Genomic DNA, 17,770 nt, shown 5'->3' with positions numbered 1-17,770 from the left:
TAAAGTAAGTGAATACAGTGAGTTATGAATTATTTGGAGGAGAGGTAGCGGCTGCACCTGAATTCGATTTGCAAAATGCAAAGCGATTGGCGAATCGTTTGCCGGGGATCCCGGCCTGCGTCTCAGGTTGCTTGTTAGTCAAGGCGCTTGGTTATTGTCAGATAATTCAAACCCTGTTTCCGGGTCAGGCTGAGTTCGTCTGACCACTGCTGCAGGATTGACCAGCCTCGGCCTGACAGCGAGAGTTCGTCCGGCTTGGGCGACGCAGTTGGAGGCTCATACGCTGCGCCGTTATCGGTGATCTGAACCCGGGCCCTGCGCCGGTTGGGGTGTTTTTCGAGCCATAGGGAGAGTGAGAACATCAAAGGCGACTCTTGCTGCCCCTGGGTTCCGTGTTCGACGATATTGTTGAGCGCTTCCCGGCAGCAGGTCTGGATCTGAAACTGGTGCTCTGGCGACACGTCCAGCGTTTCCAGGTAAAGCTCCAACTGCTCGATAGCCTTCTCGATATTGGCCTCTTTGGCTTGAAACCTAACAATCACGGATGCCATCAGCGTCAGTCCTGTGAGTCGCAGTGCGCCCTCTGTTCTGGCCGGGACCAATGGATCATCAGAATCGACAGGTCGTCTTCGACCGGTCGGCGGGTCGCCATTGCATGGAACATGGTATCCAGCTGTTTCTGGACATCATGCGTCGGGAACTGGCGGAGGTGTGCCATCAACCCGATCATGTGGTTCGGTGTGACTTCCTTTTGAGTTTTAAGACGGCACTCGTACAGGCCGTCGGATGTCAGCAGGAGGCGGTCCCCCGGGGACAGTGTGAGGTTCATGTCTTCGTAAGTGGCGTCCTCCAGCATGCCGACAGCAAAGCCGCCTTTGCCCAGATACCTTGGTCGCTGCTCGCCAGACGGAATGTGCATTGGCGGTGGATGGCCGGCCTGGCAGAGAGCGCACTGCCCTGTCTGAGTGTTCAGTACGCCGTAGATCATGGTCAGATAATCGCGCTGATCCGCGTTACCGGTAAACGTCTGATTCAGCCTGGCAGCGACTGCCGAGGGCCTCGAAATCGCCCCGTCTTCGTCGAAGCACAACGAGTGGGACGCGCCTGTTGCCGACAGCAACTGTGACGCATAGAACGACAGCATGGCTGATCGGATTCCATGGCCGGCCACGTCGATGAGGTAAAAGGCCACGTGGTTCTCATCGAGGTGCAATACATTGTAGATGTCGCCCGCCACTCCCATCGCAGGCTGGTAGAAGTGAGCAAGCTCAATCTGGCCCACCCTGCGGTTCTTCTCGGGCAACATGGCGCGCTGAAGCATCTCCGCGGCTTTCAGGTCCTTAAGCATCGCCTGTTTGGCGTGGGTTTCCCGTTCAAGCAGACCTTTAAGCGCCTTGTTTCGGCTGTCCAGGGATTTGCGCAGCTGTACAATCCGCTCGCCCGCTTCCAGCCGAACCCGCATTTCCTCCATTACGAAAGGCTTGGTTATGAAGTCGTCGGCCCCCGAGTCCATGCCGGCGACAAGATCGCAGGGATTGTTCTGCCCCGTCACCATTATGAAGTAGGGCGCATTCTCTCCCCGTTTTTTCACGGCCACGCATAGATCCAGACCATTGAGTTCCGGCATCCGCCAGTCGCTGAGAATGAGATCGATGGGTTGTTCGTCCATCACTTTCAGCGCCTGCACACCATTGCACGCCTCAAAGACTTCGTATTCCAGTTTGGTCAGCATGCTCATGACGACGGAGCGTTCGGCCAGCGAGTCATCAACCACCAGAATACGAATGGGTTCTGTCTGGTTGGTTCTGGGTTTGGGGGAGTGAACAAAGGCTTTATGCATGGCGCGATTCCATTAACCGTTTCTGGGCCTGTCTTCTGTCAATCAGCAAAAGCAGTGCCAACTGCCTGGCCGGACACAGGGCCCTTTGCTTCGCCAATCATTCTCACAACGCTTTGCAAAATGCATTGCAAAGTGAGGTGGGTCTCTGCAATTTGGGGCTCAGCCTGCCAATGGTTGGCGAAAAGCGAGGATTTACGCGCCCCGTAAAGATGGCGCGGCAATTGCTGTCTTTATGGAGTCGCTCGGTGGTCGGGCGGCCCGAAACAGGAGAGACGGTGATGCGCAGGCTTCAGGCCATGCCAAGGCAAAAAACCTTGATGGGAATCCTGGTGCTGTTTCTACTGGCGCCGCACGTCGTCAGTGCTCAGGGAACCGCAGAAAGCAACGGGACAAATACGCTCACCTTTGGTGTCGTGCCGCAGCAGGCGGCCTCCAAGCTGGCCCGCGCCTGGGTACCCATGCTCAAAAACATCAGTGACCGCTCAGGATTGACCGTTGACTTTGCCACGGCGCCAGACATTCCGACGTTCGAAGAGCGATTGGCCCGGGGCGAATACGATATTGCATACATGAACCCTTACCACTTCACCCTGTTCAACGAAAATCCTGGGTATCAGGCACTGGCTCGGGCTCGGGACCATCGAATCAGGGGGATCATCGTCGTGCGGCGAGAGAGCGGAATCACTTCGCTCTCGGATCTGGCCGGACAAGCGCTCGCATTCCCAGCACCACGAGCGTTCGCGGCAACCTTGGTAACACGCTCCCATCTCGAAACAGAGGCTGCGGGCTATACGGCCCATTTTGTTTCTTCCCACGATTCGGTTTATCGCAGCGTTGCCTCCGGTCGTTTTGTGGCCGGGGGGGGCATCCAGCGCACCCTGAACGCCCTTGAGGCTGGTGTGCGGGAAGAACTGAGGGTGTTGTGGCGATCGCCAGGATATACCCCTCACGCGATTGCCGTGCACCCACGCGTCAATGAAGAAACGCGTCGCACCCTGCTTGGCGCTCTCACAGGCCTGGAGGACAGTGAGGCGGGGTTGCAAATACTGGAGCCTTTGCGCATGAAGGGCTTTGAAGCGGCTGCCAATGCTGACTGGGACGACGTACGTCGGCTCAACATCTCGGCACAATAGGCCAATGGCTGTTATCCGTTTTGAGGAGTGATGGTTGTGTCGATTAAATGGAAAACCATCGTAGGCATCGCCCTGCTGGAAACGTTTTTTCTGGCGATTCTGATCTGGCAGGCAGTGAACTACCTGACCGTTTCCAATCAGCAGGCCTTGTCGAAACGAGCCGGCGACACGGTGAATTTGATCGAGTCGGTGGTGAAAGATGCCGTGATCAGCATGGACCTGGCAACACTGGAGGAGGTGGCCGGTCAGGTGGTGCAGCTTGAGGAGGTGGTCTATGTGCAGATCACCGACGACAGCGGTTATCTGGCTGCGGCCGGGAATCTGCCGGAGAGCACGTTTTCCGCCGACTCGGATTTTCAGTCGGTCGATGATGGGGTGTATGACACCAGAACCGGCATTGTGGAGAGCGGATATTCTTTCGGGCAAATTGAACTCGGCATCTCGGTCGATTCATTGAACGCCCTGGTCGCCGAGGCCCGGCAACGCTTTCTGGTCATTGCGGGGCTTGAATTGGTGCTGGTCGCGCTGTGTTCGTGGCTGTTGGCGACGCTGTTGACCCGGCGAATCACTCAGCTCAGAAAAGCAGCCGAGGCCGCCCAGAAGGGACAGTGGCTCAGGCTTTCGTCGGCCGGCAAAGGGGATGAACTCGGCCAGACGATGCAGGCGTTTGATCAAATGAGTCACGCGCTTGGCGAGCGTGAACAACGCCTGAAAGACACGATTGCCAGCCTGGAAGAAAAAAATCAGAGACTGGATGACCAGCGTAAAGAGATGCAGCTTCTTCAGCGTCAGACCCAGCAAGCCCAGGAGCTCAGATCTTCCATCGTTGACTCCAGCCTGGACGCACTACTCAGTATCGACTCCGAGGGGCGGATCATTGAGTACAGCAAGTCGGCCGTTGAAATGCTGGGCTGGACCCGAGAAGAGGCCATGGGCCGGGATATGGCCACGATGTTGATTCCGGAACAATACCGGTCAGCCCATGCTGCGGGAATGCAGAAATTCCTTGAGACTGGAGAGGGCCCGCTGATTGGCAAGCGTATCGAAGCTGTAGCTTTGCATCGCAGAGGGCATCAGTTCCCGATTGAGTTGGCATTGATGGCCACCTACCTTGAAAACGATGTTGTCGTCACCGCGACTCTGCGAGATATCACCGAGCGCAAAGCCAGTGAAGCGGCGTTGATTGAGGCCAAGTCGACTGCCGAGGAAGCGTCGCTGGCCAAATCGCGTTTTCTGTCTCACATGTCCCATGAAATCCGTTCGCCGCTGAATGCGGTTCTGGGGGCGCTTGAGGTTCTCGGCCAGGGGCAGGACCTGTCGCCTGACATGCAAAAGATGATCGGTATCGCCCGTGGATCGGGCAATGCCTTGTTGCACGTGATTAATGATGTACTGGATTTTTCTCGCATCGAGGCCGGGCAGATCGAAGTGCGCGAAGAGATCTTTAGCCTGGGACCGATCGTGCGTGAGGTCTTTGCCGCCATCATGACTCGCCCGAGCAAGCCCGATCTGACGCTGGCGTTTCTGGCGGATGCCTTCTCGCCGCTGAGGGTGTGTGCCGACCCCGACCGGGTTCGCCAGGTATTGACCATTCTGGTCGACAACGCGTTCAAGTTTACCCAGAGCGGATCGATTACCGTTGCGCCGCGCCAGATTGAGGTGGATGGGGAGACAATGTGGCAGGTTGACGTTCATGACACCGGCCCGGGTATCCCGGAAAGCATGATCGATGCCGTTTTCGGTGAGTTCGAGCAGGTAGATGCTGCAAGAGACACCGGATATGGTGGCACTGGACTGGGCCTGACCATTGCCCGGCAACTGGTTCAGTTGATGGGTGGTAGCGTGTCAGTGGTGAGCACTGAGAGAGAGGGTTCGTGCTTTTCCTTCACGGTGAAAGCCGCACAGCCCGAGGGGAAGCAAAAGAACGAATTGGCGGCGCCTGCCCAGAGGGCCGTTGATGTTGCCATGGTGGTTTCTGACCGGGGCCTTGCCTTCGCCCTCGCCGAGTGGGCAGAGCACACAGGCCTAAACGTCGTGGCGAACACTGACGGCGTCAACCATCAGATGTCATGGCTGAGTCAGTCCTCGGTTGCCGACGAACGCATCCTGTTGGTCGATACTCCAAGCCTCGCTGAGTTGCCGGTGCCGGAAGTGGGTGACTGGCGCATCTTGAAGTTGGGCGAAGCGAGTGATGAGCGGAATGTGGAGTCGCTCGGCGGCGGTACCCTGTTTGCCGAAAACCTGATTGCTGCCATTTTCGAACCGGCCAGCCAGTCGTCGACACTGGGTGCGCGCAGCGACGAGGGCTTGCACATGGCAGCGGCACCTCCGGAACAGCCGTTGTCACCCGATGAAGCAGAACATCGTCTCCTGCTGGTGGATGACGTTGAAGCCAATCGGCTGGTGGCGGCCGCGGTTCTGCAGCGTCACGGTTACCGCCTGGACCATGCTGAGGATGGCGAACAGGCGGTCGCGATGGCAGGCAAGCAGCCATACCATGCGATTTTGATGGATGTGCGAATGCCGAAGATGAATGGCCTGCAAGCCACCGAGATCATCCGCAAGGGGCATGGGCCAAACGCTAGAACCAAGATCATCGCACTGACCGCAAACGCTGAAACATCCGAAATTGATCGGTGTAGGGAAGCCGGCATGGATGACTTTGTCAGTAAACCGTTTCAGGTGACTACATTGATCTCAGCGGTTGCTCAACGCAGACAGAACAACGAGGACACAACAATGACAAGTACAGCGGCGTTCGAAAATGAGGAAGTGCTGAACGAGCCAGCGCTTGCTCAGCTTGCGACCGACACTTCCTGGGAGACCATTCCCATGATGTTGTCTATATTTATCCGCGAGATAAAAAACCGTTGGTCAGCCGTCGAAGCCGCCTTTGCCGAAGGGGACATTGGCGAGCTGAGAGAGCAGGCGCACGCGCTCAAAAGTTGCTCCGGTACCTACGGTGGGGCCCGGCTATCGGCAGTGGCGAAATCGCTGGAATATGCGGCGGCAGAGCATCAGACGGACTTGCTGGCGGGACTGGTAGCTACACTGGCCACTGTAGCCGAGGAAACCGAAAAGGCCTACAGTCAGAAAATGACTGCATTGGAAGAAAAAATCGCCTCTGAATAAGGACGCTCCCGAACATGCCTGATTATCAATCCAGTCCTCGTGTTCTCCTGGTGGAAGACAGTGCCTCCAATGCGCTGGTCTACCGCAGCTATCTGGAGGCCGATTATTCGGTGGTGACAGCTGGGACAGGTTCTGAAGCGCTTGAAAAACTGGCGTCACAACGGTTCGACCTGGTACTGACAGACGTCCGCCTGCCGGATATGACAGGCCTGGACATTCTCGACGAAATCCAGAGAACGGAAGATCCGTTGCCGGTGGTGGTTATGACCGCCCATGGTTCGGTTGATGTGGTCGTCGACTCCATGCAGCGAGGCGCCAGCGATTTCCTGTCCAAGCCTTTTGAAAAAGCTCGTCTTCTGGTCACGCTGGAAAATATTCTCAAAAAGGAACAGCTGAAAGAGATTGTCACGGAGTACGAGAAATCGTTCCAGCGCGATGCCTTTCACGAGATGGTCGGGGCATCGCTGCCTATGCAGAATGTGTATCGCATCATCGAAAGCGCATCGAAGAGCAATGCCACCGTGTTTATCACTGGTGAGAGCGGAACCGGCAAGGAACTCTGTGCATCGGCGCTGCACGCCGAAAGCCTGCGTCGGGACAAACCCTTCATCGCCCTGAACTGTGCGGCCATCCCCAAGGATCTGCTGGAAAGCGAAATCTTTGGCCATGTGAAGGGTGCGTTTACCGGCGCGACCGGCAGCCGTGAAGGTGCAGCAGCCCGGGCCTCTGGCGGCACGCTGTTTTTGGATGAGATTGGCGAAATGCCCATGGATCTGCAGAGCAAGCTGCTGCGCTTCATCCAGTCGGGAACGTTTCAGCCGGTCGGTGCCAATCGGGAGGTCAAGGTGGACGTTCGCTTCATCTGTGCCACCAACCGCGATCCATTGGAAGAGGTCAGAGCCGGGCGGTTCCGGGAAGACCTGTATTACCGGCTTCACGTTATTCCTCTGGAGATGCCACCGCTCCGTCAGCGCGGCAATGACAGCCTGCTGATCGGTGAGCGGATGCTCAAGCAGTGCACGGTTGAAGAGAACAAGCGCTTTCGCGGTTTCAGCGAAGAGGTAAAACGCATCCTGCTGGATTACAGCTGGCCGGGGAATGTCCGGGAACTTGGCAATGTCATTCGGAATATCGTTGTGCTGAACGATGGCGAGCTGGTTCGGCCGGATATGTTGCCTGATTCCGTCCGTTCGGGCGGTCGAGCCGTCGCGAAATCAAGCCATGCCTACGCAATGGAGAGGACCCCGAGTCAAATCGACCGCCAGCCGCTCAATGGCGCAGTGGCGCCGCAACCGCCAGAGGCTAATGGCGACATTCGGCCGTTGTGGGTTGAGGAGAAAGAAATCATTGAACGGGCGATAGACCGTTGTGGTGGCAATGTACCCAGGGCAGCCGCGTTCCTCGAGATCAGCGCTTCCACGATTTATCGCAAGAAACAGCAGTGGGAGGCGGTTTAGCGCTTAGCCCCTGAGACCGAGCTTTATCGTTTAAAGGCCGCTTTTGCGGCCTTTTTTTGGGGCTGCGAGATCGCGGGTTGTCGAACTGCAAAAACGACGCCCTCACATTGCGATGCAATTTGCGAAAACGCTTTGTTTCTCCATGAGAAAGAATGCAACCCACTGAAAAAAATAATAATTCAATTCTGGCATGCCTGATGCAAAGTGAGGGATAGAAAAGGGGATTCCTGATTTTTTACGCACTGCCGGAGAAGGGGCGCTGCCATGAAAAGCAACACTGAGACCGAAACACCCGTTTACTCATCATCCGCCCATCATCTTCTTGTTGTGGATGACGACATTGCCGTTCGCATCGTCGCTCGAGCAGCGCTGGAAAAAGCGGGGTTTGTGGTCACCGAAGTATCAGATGGCAGCAGCGCTATTCGGTGGCTACAAACCCGGGTTTTTGACGCTGTGTTGCTCGATGCGCGTATGCCCGGTCTCAATGGCTTTGATACCTGTAAAGCCATGCGCAAGTTTTTGAAAGATGACCCCGTGCCAATCATTCTCGCCACGGGCCAGGATGACGATGACTCGATTGAACACGCCTTCGAGTGTGGCGCTACCGATTTTGCACCCAAGCCGTTGAACTGGCGAATTACCATTCAACGCCTGAAGTCACTGATTCGCGCTCGGGAAAGCGAAAACCGGGAAAAAGCCCGCGCTGATCAGGTCACCCGTATGCTGAAGTCATCATCGGAGGCAGCCCTGACGCTGGATCCGAATGGCATCATCATTGATCGGCATCATCTGGAGCGAATCGATCAGGCCTTTTCCTCTGTGTTGCTCCCGGGGCTGTCGTTGTTCGATGTGTTGTCGGGCTCGGCGAAGCTGGAAGCGCAGGAAGGCTGGAAGGCATCGGAGACCATGGCCGGCGGTGAGCCGTTCTTCATCCGGTCTACGCAGCAGCACGACATGCTGATTCAGGGCAGGTTTGTTCTCGGTGTCGATGGCGAGCGTTTCTGTTTGTTCAACGATTTGACCGAAAGCTGGCTGGCTGACAAGAAAATGTACGAGTTGGTTTATCGGGATGCCTGTACACAGCTTGGAAACCTCAATTTCATTACCCGGGAGCTGAATGCTCAGTTCGAGCACGATGTTGAGAACGTCGGACACACTGGTTTGCTGCGCTTTATCGCCAGTAATTTTTCGAGCTATGAGTCTCGAATCGGCCGTGCTGGACTGAATGACCTGGCGGCTCTGATCGCCAATCGGATGCGGGACGTGGTAGCCAACCAGGGGCCTCTTCAGGATCGCGGAAAACGGCCTGCCCTTGCTCGGATTGGCGACTCGGAATTCATGATTGCGCTCTTTGGCATCACGGATGAGAACGTGAGCGCCGAGATGGCATCCTGTGTTTATGCCGCGCTGAATCGACCCTACGAGGTGAATGGCTATACCTTTTCTCTGACCTGGAAGGCGGGCGTGACCGACACGATGAAGTCAGTGCCCGTTGCCGATGGGTTTATCGCCGCGACCGCCTGTGCTGCCAATATGAATGAGGCGGCCGGAGTGCCAGTCAGTGTCTACAACGAGGATGTCAGGCTGGACATCCAGCGAGATTACGAAATCGAACGGCTGCTGCGTCGTGATGTGCTCCGCGGCCGGCTGGAGATGCACTATCAGCCCAAGTTTTCACTCACCAGCATGACGCTGGTTGGTATGGAAGCGCTGATTCGCTGGAATTGCAAGGAGCTGGGGCCGGTATCACCGGCAGTCTTCATTCCGGCCGCCGAGCGTTGCGGTCTGATCGTTCCATTGAGTCAGTTTGTGATTCAGGAGGTGCTGGATCAGATGGTCGACTGGCGTAACCAGGGGCGCCCGAGTGTGCCGGTATCGATCAATATTTCTGGTAGCCACCTGAACACCGGTGAATTTACCCGAGAGTTGCATGACGCCATTGCCGAGCGTGAGATCGACCAGTCGCTGGTGGAACTGGAAGTGACAGAGGCTGTGATGGTGGATGCTGGCAGCCGTGCTGTGTTCAACCTGGAGGCACTTCGGGCGACGGGAGTCAGGGTATCGGTGGATGACTTTGGCACTGGCTACTCATCGCTCAGTTACTTGAAAAACTTGCCTGTCGATTGCCTGAAAATCGACCGGAGTTTTGTTCAAAACATTACCCACGACAATACGGCACTGGCGATTGCCAAAGCCATTATTACCGTCGGACACGAAGTTGGCCTGCATGTGATTGCCGAAGGTGTAGAAACGCCCGAGCAGTTGGATTGCCTGAAGCTTCTTGGCTGCGATTCGGTTCAGGGATTCTTGACCGGTCGCCCCGTGGATAAAGCCGCTTTCGATCAATTTTATGAGGGCCCTGCGTCGAAAAGCGTTGCCGCCTGATCCCGTTTGTATCCAACGCCTTTGGCCCAACCCCGGTTGGGCTTTTTTTACTCTGGGAAGGGTGATTAGCAGAATGCGAATCCTCCTGCGACAGTCGTCCGCAAGTAAAACAAAAAAACATATAAAACAATTGCTTGAAGAGTTGGCCCGAACGCTGCAATGCCCCAATTAACAGTCATTTGCTGTCGATTGGAGGTAGTTATGCAGATCAACCCGGCCAACCTGGCTCCGGATAAAAAAACAATCTTCCACGCTCTTGCGTCGACCCTCGCATTGCTGCTGCTTGCCGGTTGCGGTGGTTCTGGCGGTTCCAGCTCCGTCAGTGCATCTGGCAGCTCCACTCCGCAAACGGAGGATGCGGTTGTCGCTGCGCCGACGTCCACGGCACTGGCTGAAAACAAAGCGCCAGAGGCTTTCCAGTTTGGCAACTTTAAAACAGTGGCAGTGGTTCTGGACGCTGATCGGCTGGCTGGTCTGTCGATGTCGGACAATTACGTCCTCAAGGCATCGGACGGCGCAGACAATGTCTACCGCCTCTCCTCATTCCGGGTGGGAGACTCAACGTCCTTTTCCTTTTCCCTTCCTACATCCAGTGCTGCGCTCATTGTCGAGATCTTCAGTGTGTCCGAAGGCGGACAGGTATTTACCGAGGAGTTTTTACTATGAAACGTCTGATGTGTCTGTTCGCCAGTGTGGTTCTGATGCTTGGCAGTGGTCAGGCCCTGGCCAGTGTGTTGTCGTTCAAGTTTCAGGACAAAATCCAAAACGACGGTGTTGGCACCATCGATCTGTTTTCGCCCGCCCTCAAAGAGAAAGTATCGAACGGAGCAACCTTGGAAGCTTTCCGACGGGACAACAACGGCGCTCTCGTTTTTTCGGTCTCACTGAACGAGCCAAACGATGGCAGTGAGAACTCAGAGAGTCAGGGGGTTGCCATCGAGTCAGTGGAATTGAGGTTGATCTACGCGACTGAAACAGTCGTTATTACCGATCTCTCCACAGTGACCTACTCGTTGCTCTTAAAGAAAGGTAATACGAATCGGGCGCTCTACAGTACGATCGTTGGCGACAGCCAATCGAACCGAACCAGCTCGGACATTTTGAGTGAAATGAATGGATCGTCTTTTGACGGAACGCTTCGCGTGCCGGTCGCCCGTGATCTGACAGACTTGATGGGTGCCACGTTTACCGTGCGCTTTCTGGTCGTGGACCGTAAATTGACGGACCCTGAAGCCTTCTATGATTTCGCCGGAGCCGATGAGGAAATTGCTCTGCTGTCGAGCGCAGACGCTACCTACCTGGATGCGCTTGCCCCCGGTCGGGCGCTGGCGCCATTGACACTGAATGCCTCCGGCGAGGCCCTGGTGAACTGGACCTACTACCCCTCGAACGACGGCTATTATGTGGCCTCTTATGAAGACCTGTTTCCCAAGCAGGGCGATTATGACTTCAATGATCTGGTGGTCGCTTATCGTGTAGCCATGGACACAAACGCCAATAGCGAGGTCAGCCGGATTACCGGGTCGGGGTATCTGGTTGCCCGGGGTGCTGCCTACAATCACGATTGGCGTCTTCGTATCGCCTTGCCAACGTGGGCATCCGGGTTGGCGACCTACAATTTTTACGAGGCGAGCAGCCTGACCCCAAAGCTTGGTTTCCCGAAACAGCAATGGGTGAGCGGTGAGCTAGATCTTCTGCTTGCTGAGAACATTGCTGGCGAATTTTCGGATGGCAGCTCCACCTATGTGAACACGTTTCACGAGCAAGCCGTCGTGGAGGGACCCCGCTTTGATTTCTCCGTGGTGTTCGACCTGCCGGTGCCTTTTGCAGATATAGAGGAGGCGCCATTCGATCCTTATCTGTATGTGTACGACACCGAATACGAAGTGCACCTGATGGGCAAATCGCCAGTGTTGGGGTACTCGCGTAACGCGCAGAACAGTCTCACGGTCTTCAAAGATGAGAATAATTACCCGTTCGCGCTGGTCATTCCCGACGATTTTGCGCCGCCACTGGCCGCCGTCGATATGGGGCTGGCGTATCCGGATTATCTGGAGTACGTCCTGTCGGGGGGTGCGCAAAAAACCGATTGGTTCCGTCGACCGGTCGTGGAGCGGGTCAAGAACGTGCCTTTCAAGAATTGGTAATGCAATCAGGTGTGTTGGTTGTTCCGGGTGAGTGTCTGTGGATTCTCACTCGGAGCCATCAAGGCCGGCTTCTTTAACAGCACAATTTTTTGCAGGTCTTTCGTCGGACTCACGCGATATTACGAATATGCGACTGGACTCGGAGCGAAGCAATCATTGAGTGTTGGGAAGTTTACTGATTCTGCCATTTCTTGGGGGAAGAAATGGTGCCGAGGAGAGGACTTGAACCTCCACGGGGTTGCCCCCACTAGCACCTGAAGCTAGCGTGTCTACCAATTTCACCACCTCGGCAGGTGATTTGCAGTTGCGTCGTTAGCTTGTTGAAAACTAGACGTTTCTGCCGTCGGTTAGGTGTGTCCCTCAACCGATGGCGCGTACTTTAATAATTCCGGCAGGAGCTGTCAAACATTTTCTGAAAAAAAAGTTTGGCAGGTATTTATGCCTATTCCCCCGCCCTTGTTAGGCAGCTGTGCTCTCCCAACGTTATACTGCACCTCAAATGAATTCATCCGCGCCCCATGGGCGCAGAATGACAGCAAGGATCCGAATGGCTTCCAGGAAGAACAGCTCCCGGGATCCTCACGCCAATCGTGAGGCCCAGAAATACGACAACCCCATCCAGAGTCGGGAATTCATCCTCGCTCATCTGAAGGAGCGCGGTGCGCCCGCCACCCACGAGACCCTGTGTGCCGAACTCGACCAGACCTCGCCGGAAGGTATCGAGGCGCTGCGGCGTCGGCTGATCGCCATGTGTCGGGACGGCCAATTGATCTGCAACCGTCGGGGCGCCTACCTGCCTATAGAGGAGGCCGACCTGGTCACCGGCAAAGTGGTGGGCCATAAGGACGGCTTTGGTTTCCTGATTCCGGACGATGGTGGCAGCGACCTGTTCCTGACCGCCCGTCAGATGCGCCAGGTTTTCCACGGTGACCGGGTTGCGGCCCGGGTCGACCGGGTCGACGAGCGCGGCCGCCGGGAAGGGGTGATTGTCGAGGTGCTGGAGCACCGGACCAGCCAGACCGTGGGGCGGTTCTTCCAGGAGAGCGGCATCAATTTCGTGGTGCCGGAAAACGCCCGCATCAACCACGAGGTGCTGGTGCCGGCCGAGAACGTGGGTGAAGCCCGTCACGGTCAGTACGTGGTGGTGGACATCGTTCGTCAGCCCAGTATCCGCACCCAGCCGTTGGGCAAGGTGGTGGAAGTGCTGGGCGAGCACATGGCGCCGGGCATGGAGATTGATGTTGCCATCCGCTCCTACGACATTCCCCACAGCTGGCCGCCGGCGGTGGGCGAGCAGGTAGCCGGCATTCCCGAGCAGGTCGCGGAAAAGGACAAGGAAAACCGGGTCGACATCCGCAACCTCCGGCTGGTGACCATCGACGACGAGACCGCCCGCGATTTCGACGACGCGGTCTACTGCGAACCCCGACCCCGCGGCGGCTACCGGCTGGTGGTGGCCATCGCCGACGTGTCCCATTATGTACGTCCGGGCACGCCGCTGGATGAGGAGGCGGTCAACCGCAGTACCTCGGTGTATTTCCCGGACCACGTGGTGCCGATGCTGCCCGAGAAACTGTCGAACGGGCTCTGCTCCCTGAACCCGGGGGTGGACCGGCTGTGCATGGTGGCGGACATGACCATCAGCGCCGCCGGCCGGATCAGCGGGTACAAGTTCTATCAGGCGGTGATGTACAGCCACGCCCGGCTGACCTACAACAAGGTCAGCGACATCCTGGAGCGGCCCGAATCGCCCCAGGGCAGTCGCCTGTCCGAGCAGTACGCCCATGTGCTGCCGCAGTTGCACAACCTGTATGGCCTGTATCAGTTGCTGCGCGAGGCGCGCACCGAGCGCGGTGCCATCGATTTCGAGACCACCGAAACCAAGATCGTGTTCGATGCCCAGCGCAAGATCGAGGAGATCGTGCCGGTCACCCGCAACGACGCCCACAAGATCATCGAGGAGTGCATGCTGTGCGCCAACGTGGCCACCGCGCGCTTCCTGAAAAAGTACAAGCTGCCGGCACTGTACCGGGTGCATGACGGCCCCTCCGAGGAGCGGCTGAATGCGGTCCGGCTGTTCCTGGGGGAACTGGGGCTGCAGCTGGGCGGTGGAGACAGCCCCACTTCCGCCGACTACCAGGCCCTGCTGTCGGAAATCTCCGAGCGCTCGGACGCCAACGTGATTCAGACGGTGATGCTGCGCTCGCTCAGTCAGGCTGTTTACAGCCCGGAAGAGGGCGGTCACTTTGGCCTGGGCTTCGCCGGCTATGCCCACTTTACCTCACCCATCCGGCGTTACCCGGATCTGATCGCCCATCGAGCGATTAAGTCGATCATCCACGGCACCAACGACGCCAAGGATGTGGTCAAACCGCCGAAGACCGATGCCGAGCTGGCCGTCTATCCCTACGACATGGCCCGGATGGAGCAGCTTGGCGAGCACACCTCCATGGCGGAGCGGCGCGCCGACGACGCCACCCGCGACGTCATGGCCTGGCTCAAGTGCGAGTACCTGCGCGACCACGTGGGCGAAGACTACGATGGGGTCATCGCCGCGGTGGTGCCTTTCGGGTTCTTTGTCGAGTTGTCGGGCGTCTATATTGAAGGTCTGGTGCACGTATCCACTCTCAGTGGCGACTATTTCCACCACGATGCGGTCAAGCACCGGCTGATCGGTGAGCGCACAGCCATGAGTTTCCGGCTGGGGGACGAAGTCCGGGTCAAGGTCGTGCGGGTTGGCATGGAAGATCGCAAGATTGACCTGGAGCTGATCAGCGACCCGGTGCACCGGCAGGCGGACCGGGATGCCCTCGAGGTGCCGAAGAAGGCCGATGACCGGGGCAAGGGGCGACGCAATTCCGGCAAGGGCAAGGCCGCGGGCCGGGACAAGCCGGCCAAGGCCGGCAAGAAAGCCAAGGATTCCGGCGGCGGTGAGCTGAAGCGGCCGCGCAAACGGCCAGCCACGGACAAGAAACCGGCCAGCCCCAAGGACGAGCCCATGTCGGCCCGGGACGAGCTGGTGGCCCAGGCCGCCAAGCTCGCCCTGGAGCAGGACCAGAAGCCTGGCAAGGGCGGCAAGGCCCCGAAAAAACGCAAATCCCGCAAGTAACAGGAAGCAGGTTCAGTGTCCGGAGAGTATGTATTTGGTTGGCACGCGGTCGAGGCGGTCCTCAAGCGCGAGCCGGAGCGGTTGCAGCGGGTCTGGATCCAGACCGGACGGCAGGACAAGCGGGTCAAGGTGATCACCGATGCCCTCAATGACCTGGGGGTGCGCTGGCAGGTGGTTCATCGCAAGGAGCTGGATGAGCGGGTCGCCGGTGTGCATCAGGGCATAGTCGCCGCGGTCAGCGAAAGCCGGGAGTGGACCGAGGACGATCTGCTGGCGCAGCTGGCCGGCCAGGACGCCGCGCCCTTCCTGCTGGTGCTGGACGGCGTCACCGATCCCCATAACCTGGGCGCCTGCATGCGCACCGCCGACGCGGTCGGGGTGCAGGCGGTGATTGTGCCCAAGGACAAGTCGGCGTCATTGACCCCGGTGGCGCGCAAGGTCGCCTGCGGCGCGGCCGAGACGGTGCCGTTTGTGCGGGTCACCAATCTGGCGCGTTTCCTGCGCACCTTGAAGGATCAGGGAGTCTGGCTGATCGGCACCGCCGGTGAGGCCAAGGCGACCCTGTTCCAGGCCGACTTCAAGGGCCCGGTGGCTCTGGTCATGGGCGCCGAGGGCAAGGGCATGCGGCGCCTGACCCGGGAGCACTGCGACCAGCTGATCAACATCCCCATGCTCGGCCACGTCGACAGCCTGAACGTGTCGGTGGCAACCGGGGTCTGTCTGTACGAAGCCTTGCGCCAGCGCCTTGGTTAACCCTTGCACAGAACCCGCTGGATGCCTAGAATACGTCACCCCTTTTCCAAGGGGTGGTTTTGTATTGCCTGAAAGTGGCCATCCGAAACCTCGCTTTTGATCAAGCCTTTTTCGTAAAGCCTTATTGATAAAGCAAAAAATGAAACCGGCAGCCGAAGCTGTCACCTCCTTGCTTTCACGTTCGGCCACGCGGGTCGTACCCGATGGGCGAAAGAAAGCTGTATAAACCGTAGGGAGAACTCATGCGTCACTACGAAATCGTGTTCATGGTACACCCGGATCAGAGCGAGCAGGTGCCCGCGATGATCGAGCGTTATACCAGCGTCATCACTGAAGATGGCGGTCAGGTACATCGCCTGGAAGATTGGGGCCGTCGTCACCTGGCTTACCCGATCAACAAGATTCACAAGGCTCACTACGTGCTGATGAACATCGAATGTTCACAGGCCGCTATGGACGAGCTGACTCACAACTTCCGGTTCAACGATGCCATCATCCGCGAAATGATCCTGCGTCGCGACGAGGCCGTTACCGATCTGTCTCCGATGAAAGCCGCCGAGTCCCGCGAGGACCGTCGTTCTGGTGGAGATGACCGTCCGCGCCGTTCAGCCGAGTCCGACGACCGTCGCAAGGCTGAGACCCAGGACGAAGAAGAGTAATTAACCGGAGTTGAGGAGTTAAGTTATGGCTCGTTTTTTCAGACGTCGTAAGTTCTGCCGCTTCACGGCAGAAGGTGTCAAAGAGATCGATTACAAGGATCTGGACACCCTGAAAGGTTACATCACTGAAACCGGCAAAATCGTGCCCAGCCGCATCACCGGCACCAAAGCACGTTATCAGCGTCAGCTGGCTACCGCGATCAAGCGTGCCCGCTACCTGGCACTGCTGCCGTACTCGGACAGCCACGATAACTAAGTAACAGAGACACAGGACTTGGGACCATGCGTGCACTGGCACAGTATGTAATGCGCGGTCCCCTGCAGGCCGGCGGGGTAGCAGCAGTCACGACTGCGGTGCCCTTGCTGTTCTGGATTGGCGCAGCGGTTGTCGGCCTGGTGATTCTCAGGCTCGGCATCAGTCAGGGGTTGAACGTCGGCCTCTGGGCATTGCTCCCGGCACTCGGCTGGAGCTGGTTCGGGCAGGACCCGACCGCGCTGGCGGTTTTGCTGCAGGTGATGCTGATGGCGTCGATCCTGAGAGCAACGCTGTCCTGGGAAAGGGCCCTTCTCGGAGGGAGCTTTCTGGCGATAGTGACCGGGCTGATGTTGCCCGTGATCTACCCGGGATTGCTGGACGATCTGGTCCAGGCCGGGGTCAGTTTTTACGAACAGTACAATGCCGACGTGGCCCAGACCCTCGGGTCCGACCTGGAACAGGTCATCCGGGACACGATGAACGCGAGCATGGCCGGTTCCTACCTGGCCATCGGCGTGGGCATGACGATGCTGGCCAGGGCGTGGCAGGCGGGGCTCTATAACCCCGGCGGATTCCGCAAGGAGTTCCATGCCCTGAGGCTGTCACCCGCCGTTGCGGTGGTGTGTGCAGTCACCATGGTGCTGGGCCCGATGCTCGGGTTGAACGCCATGTTGCTGGCATGGGTGGCGGGTACGCCCCTGTTCCTGGCGAGCGTGGCCCTGGTCCATGGCATCGTCGGTCTCAAGAAACTGAGTGGGCAGTGGCTGGTGTTGTTCTACGTTGCACTGGCGCTGCTGGGCCCAAGCCTGATGATTCTGTTGGTGGTTTTGGCTTTTGTGGATAGCTGGCTGGATATCCGGGGGCGTATGAAACCCGCCGGGCCGGCTGAATAAAGCACG

Annotated in this window: 13 protein-coding genes and 1 tRNA gene; 11 read left to right on the top strand and 3 right to left on the bottom strand. The window is 57.7% G+C overall.

Annotation, left to right across the window (positions count from 1 at the left end):
• Positions 1-134 precede the first annotated feature (134 nt).
• Positions 135-551 (bottom strand): ATP-binding protein, encoded by a 417-nt coding sequence (locus U5822_RS02810; protein ID WP_322854100.1) that lies wholly within the window; start codon positions 549-551, stop codon positions 135-137.
• Between the two features lie 5 nt (positions 552-556).
• Positions 557-1,840, bottom strand: a complete 1,284-nt coding sequence (locus U5822_RS02805; RefSeq protein ID WP_322854099.1) for a PP2C family protein-serine/threonine phosphatase — start codon at positions 1,838-1,840, stop codon at positions 557-559.
• A 278-nt stretch (positions 1,841-2,118) separates the two neighbouring features.
• Between U5822_RS02805 and U5822_RS02800 the strand changes: the two genes are divergently transcribed.
• From U5822_RS02800 to U5822_RS02775, 6 genes are all read left to right on the top strand, one after another.
• Positions 2,119-2,973: a phosphate/phosphite/phosphonate ABC transporter substrate-binding protein gene (locus tag U5822_RS02800; protein WP_322854098.1), complete on the top strand. Its 855-nt coding sequence runs from the start codon at positions 2,119-2,121 to the stop codon at positions 2,971-2,973.
• Positions 2,974-3,009: 36 nt separating this feature from the next.
• Complete coding sequence (locus U5822_RS02795) at positions 3,010-6,105, top strand: ATP-binding protein (RefSeq protein ID WP_322854097.1); 3,096 nt, start codon at positions 3,010-3,012, stop codon at positions 6,103-6,105.
• Positions 6,106-6,119: 14 nt separating this feature from the next.
• The gene (locus U5822_RS02790; RefSeq protein ID WP_322854096.1) at positions 6,120-7,562 is read left to right on the top strand and encodes a sigma-54-dependent transcriptional regulator; all 1,443 of its coding nucleotides are present in this window, start codon (positions 6,120-6,122) and stop codon (positions 7,560-7,562) included.
• A 264-nt stretch (positions 7,563-7,826) separates the two neighbouring features.
• Positions 7,827-9,947 carry a putative bifunctional diguanylate cyclase/phosphodiesterase gene (locus U5822_RS02785; RefSeq protein WP_322854095.1) on the top strand — a complete coding sequence of 707 codons (2,121 nt, stop codon included), beginning with the start codon at positions 7,827-7,829 and terminating at the stop codon, positions 9,945-9,947.
• Positions 9,948-10,148: 201 nt separating this feature from the next.
• Positions 10,149-10,613 (top strand): hypothetical protein, encoded by a 465-nt coding sequence (locus U5822_RS02780; RefSeq protein WP_322854094.1) that lies wholly within the window; start codon positions 10,149-10,151, stop codon positions 10,611-10,613.
• A complete protein-coding gene (locus tag U5822_RS02775; protein WP_322854093.1) occupies positions 10,610-12,094 on the top strand; it encodes an LruC domain-containing protein in 1,485 nt (494 codons plus the stop codon). The genes U5822_RS02780 and U5822_RS02775 overlap by 4 nt, the downstream gene beginning before the upstream one ends.
• A gap of 204 nt (positions 12,095-12,298) precedes the next feature.
• On the opposite strand, the gene U5822_RS02770 is transcribed toward U5822_RS02775, so the two are convergent.
• Positions 12,299-12,385 (bottom strand) — tRNA-Leu (locus U5822_RS02770).
• Between the two features lie 256 nt (positions 12,386-12,641).
• Here U5822_RS02770 and rnr point away from each other — a divergent pair.
• From rnr to U5822_RS02745, 5 genes are all read left to right on the top strand, one after another.
• The gene (rnr, locus tag U5822_RS02765) at positions 12,642-15,203 is read left to right on the top strand and encodes a ribonuclease R (RefSeq protein WP_322854092.1); all 2,562 of its coding nucleotides are present in this window, start codon (positions 12,642-12,644) and stop codon (positions 15,201-15,203) included.
• Positions 15,204-15,218: 15 nt separating this feature from the next.
• Positions 15,219-15,956: a 23S rRNA (guanosine(2251)-2'-O)-methyltransferase RlmB gene (gene rlmB / locus U5822_RS02760; protein ID WP_322854091.1), complete on the top strand. Its 738-nt coding sequence runs from the start codon at positions 15,219-15,221 to the stop codon at positions 15,954-15,956.
• Between the two features lie 242 nt (positions 15,957-16,198).
• Positions 16,199-16,615, top strand: a complete 417-nt coding sequence (gene rpsF, locus U5822_RS02755; protein WP_322854090.1) for a 30S ribosomal protein S6 — start codon at positions 16,199-16,201, stop codon at positions 16,613-16,615.
• Positions 16,616-16,640: 25 nt separating this feature from the next.
• Positions 16,641-16,871: a 30S ribosomal protein S18 gene (rpsR, locus tag U5822_RS02750; RefSeq protein WP_007154918.1), complete on the top strand. Its 231-nt coding sequence runs from the start codon at positions 16,641-16,643 to the stop codon at positions 16,869-16,871.
• Between the two features lie 26 nt (positions 16,872-16,897).
• A complete protein-coding gene (locus U5822_RS02745) occupies positions 16,898-17,764 on the top strand; it encodes a YybS family protein (protein WP_322854089.1) in 867 nt (288 codons plus the stop codon).
• Positions 17,765-17,770: the final 6 nt, after the last annotated feature.

Origin of the sequence: Marinobacter qingdaonensis, from assembly GCF_034555935.1 — a bacterium.
In the GTDB taxonomy this organism is placed as follows: domain Bacteria; phylum Pseudomonadota; class Gammaproteobacteria; order Pseudomonadales; family Oleiphilaceae; genus Marinobacter; species Marinobacter qingdaonensis.
Note: the sequence above shows the minus strand (reverse complement) of the source record. Positions and strands in the feature narration are given on the sequence as shown.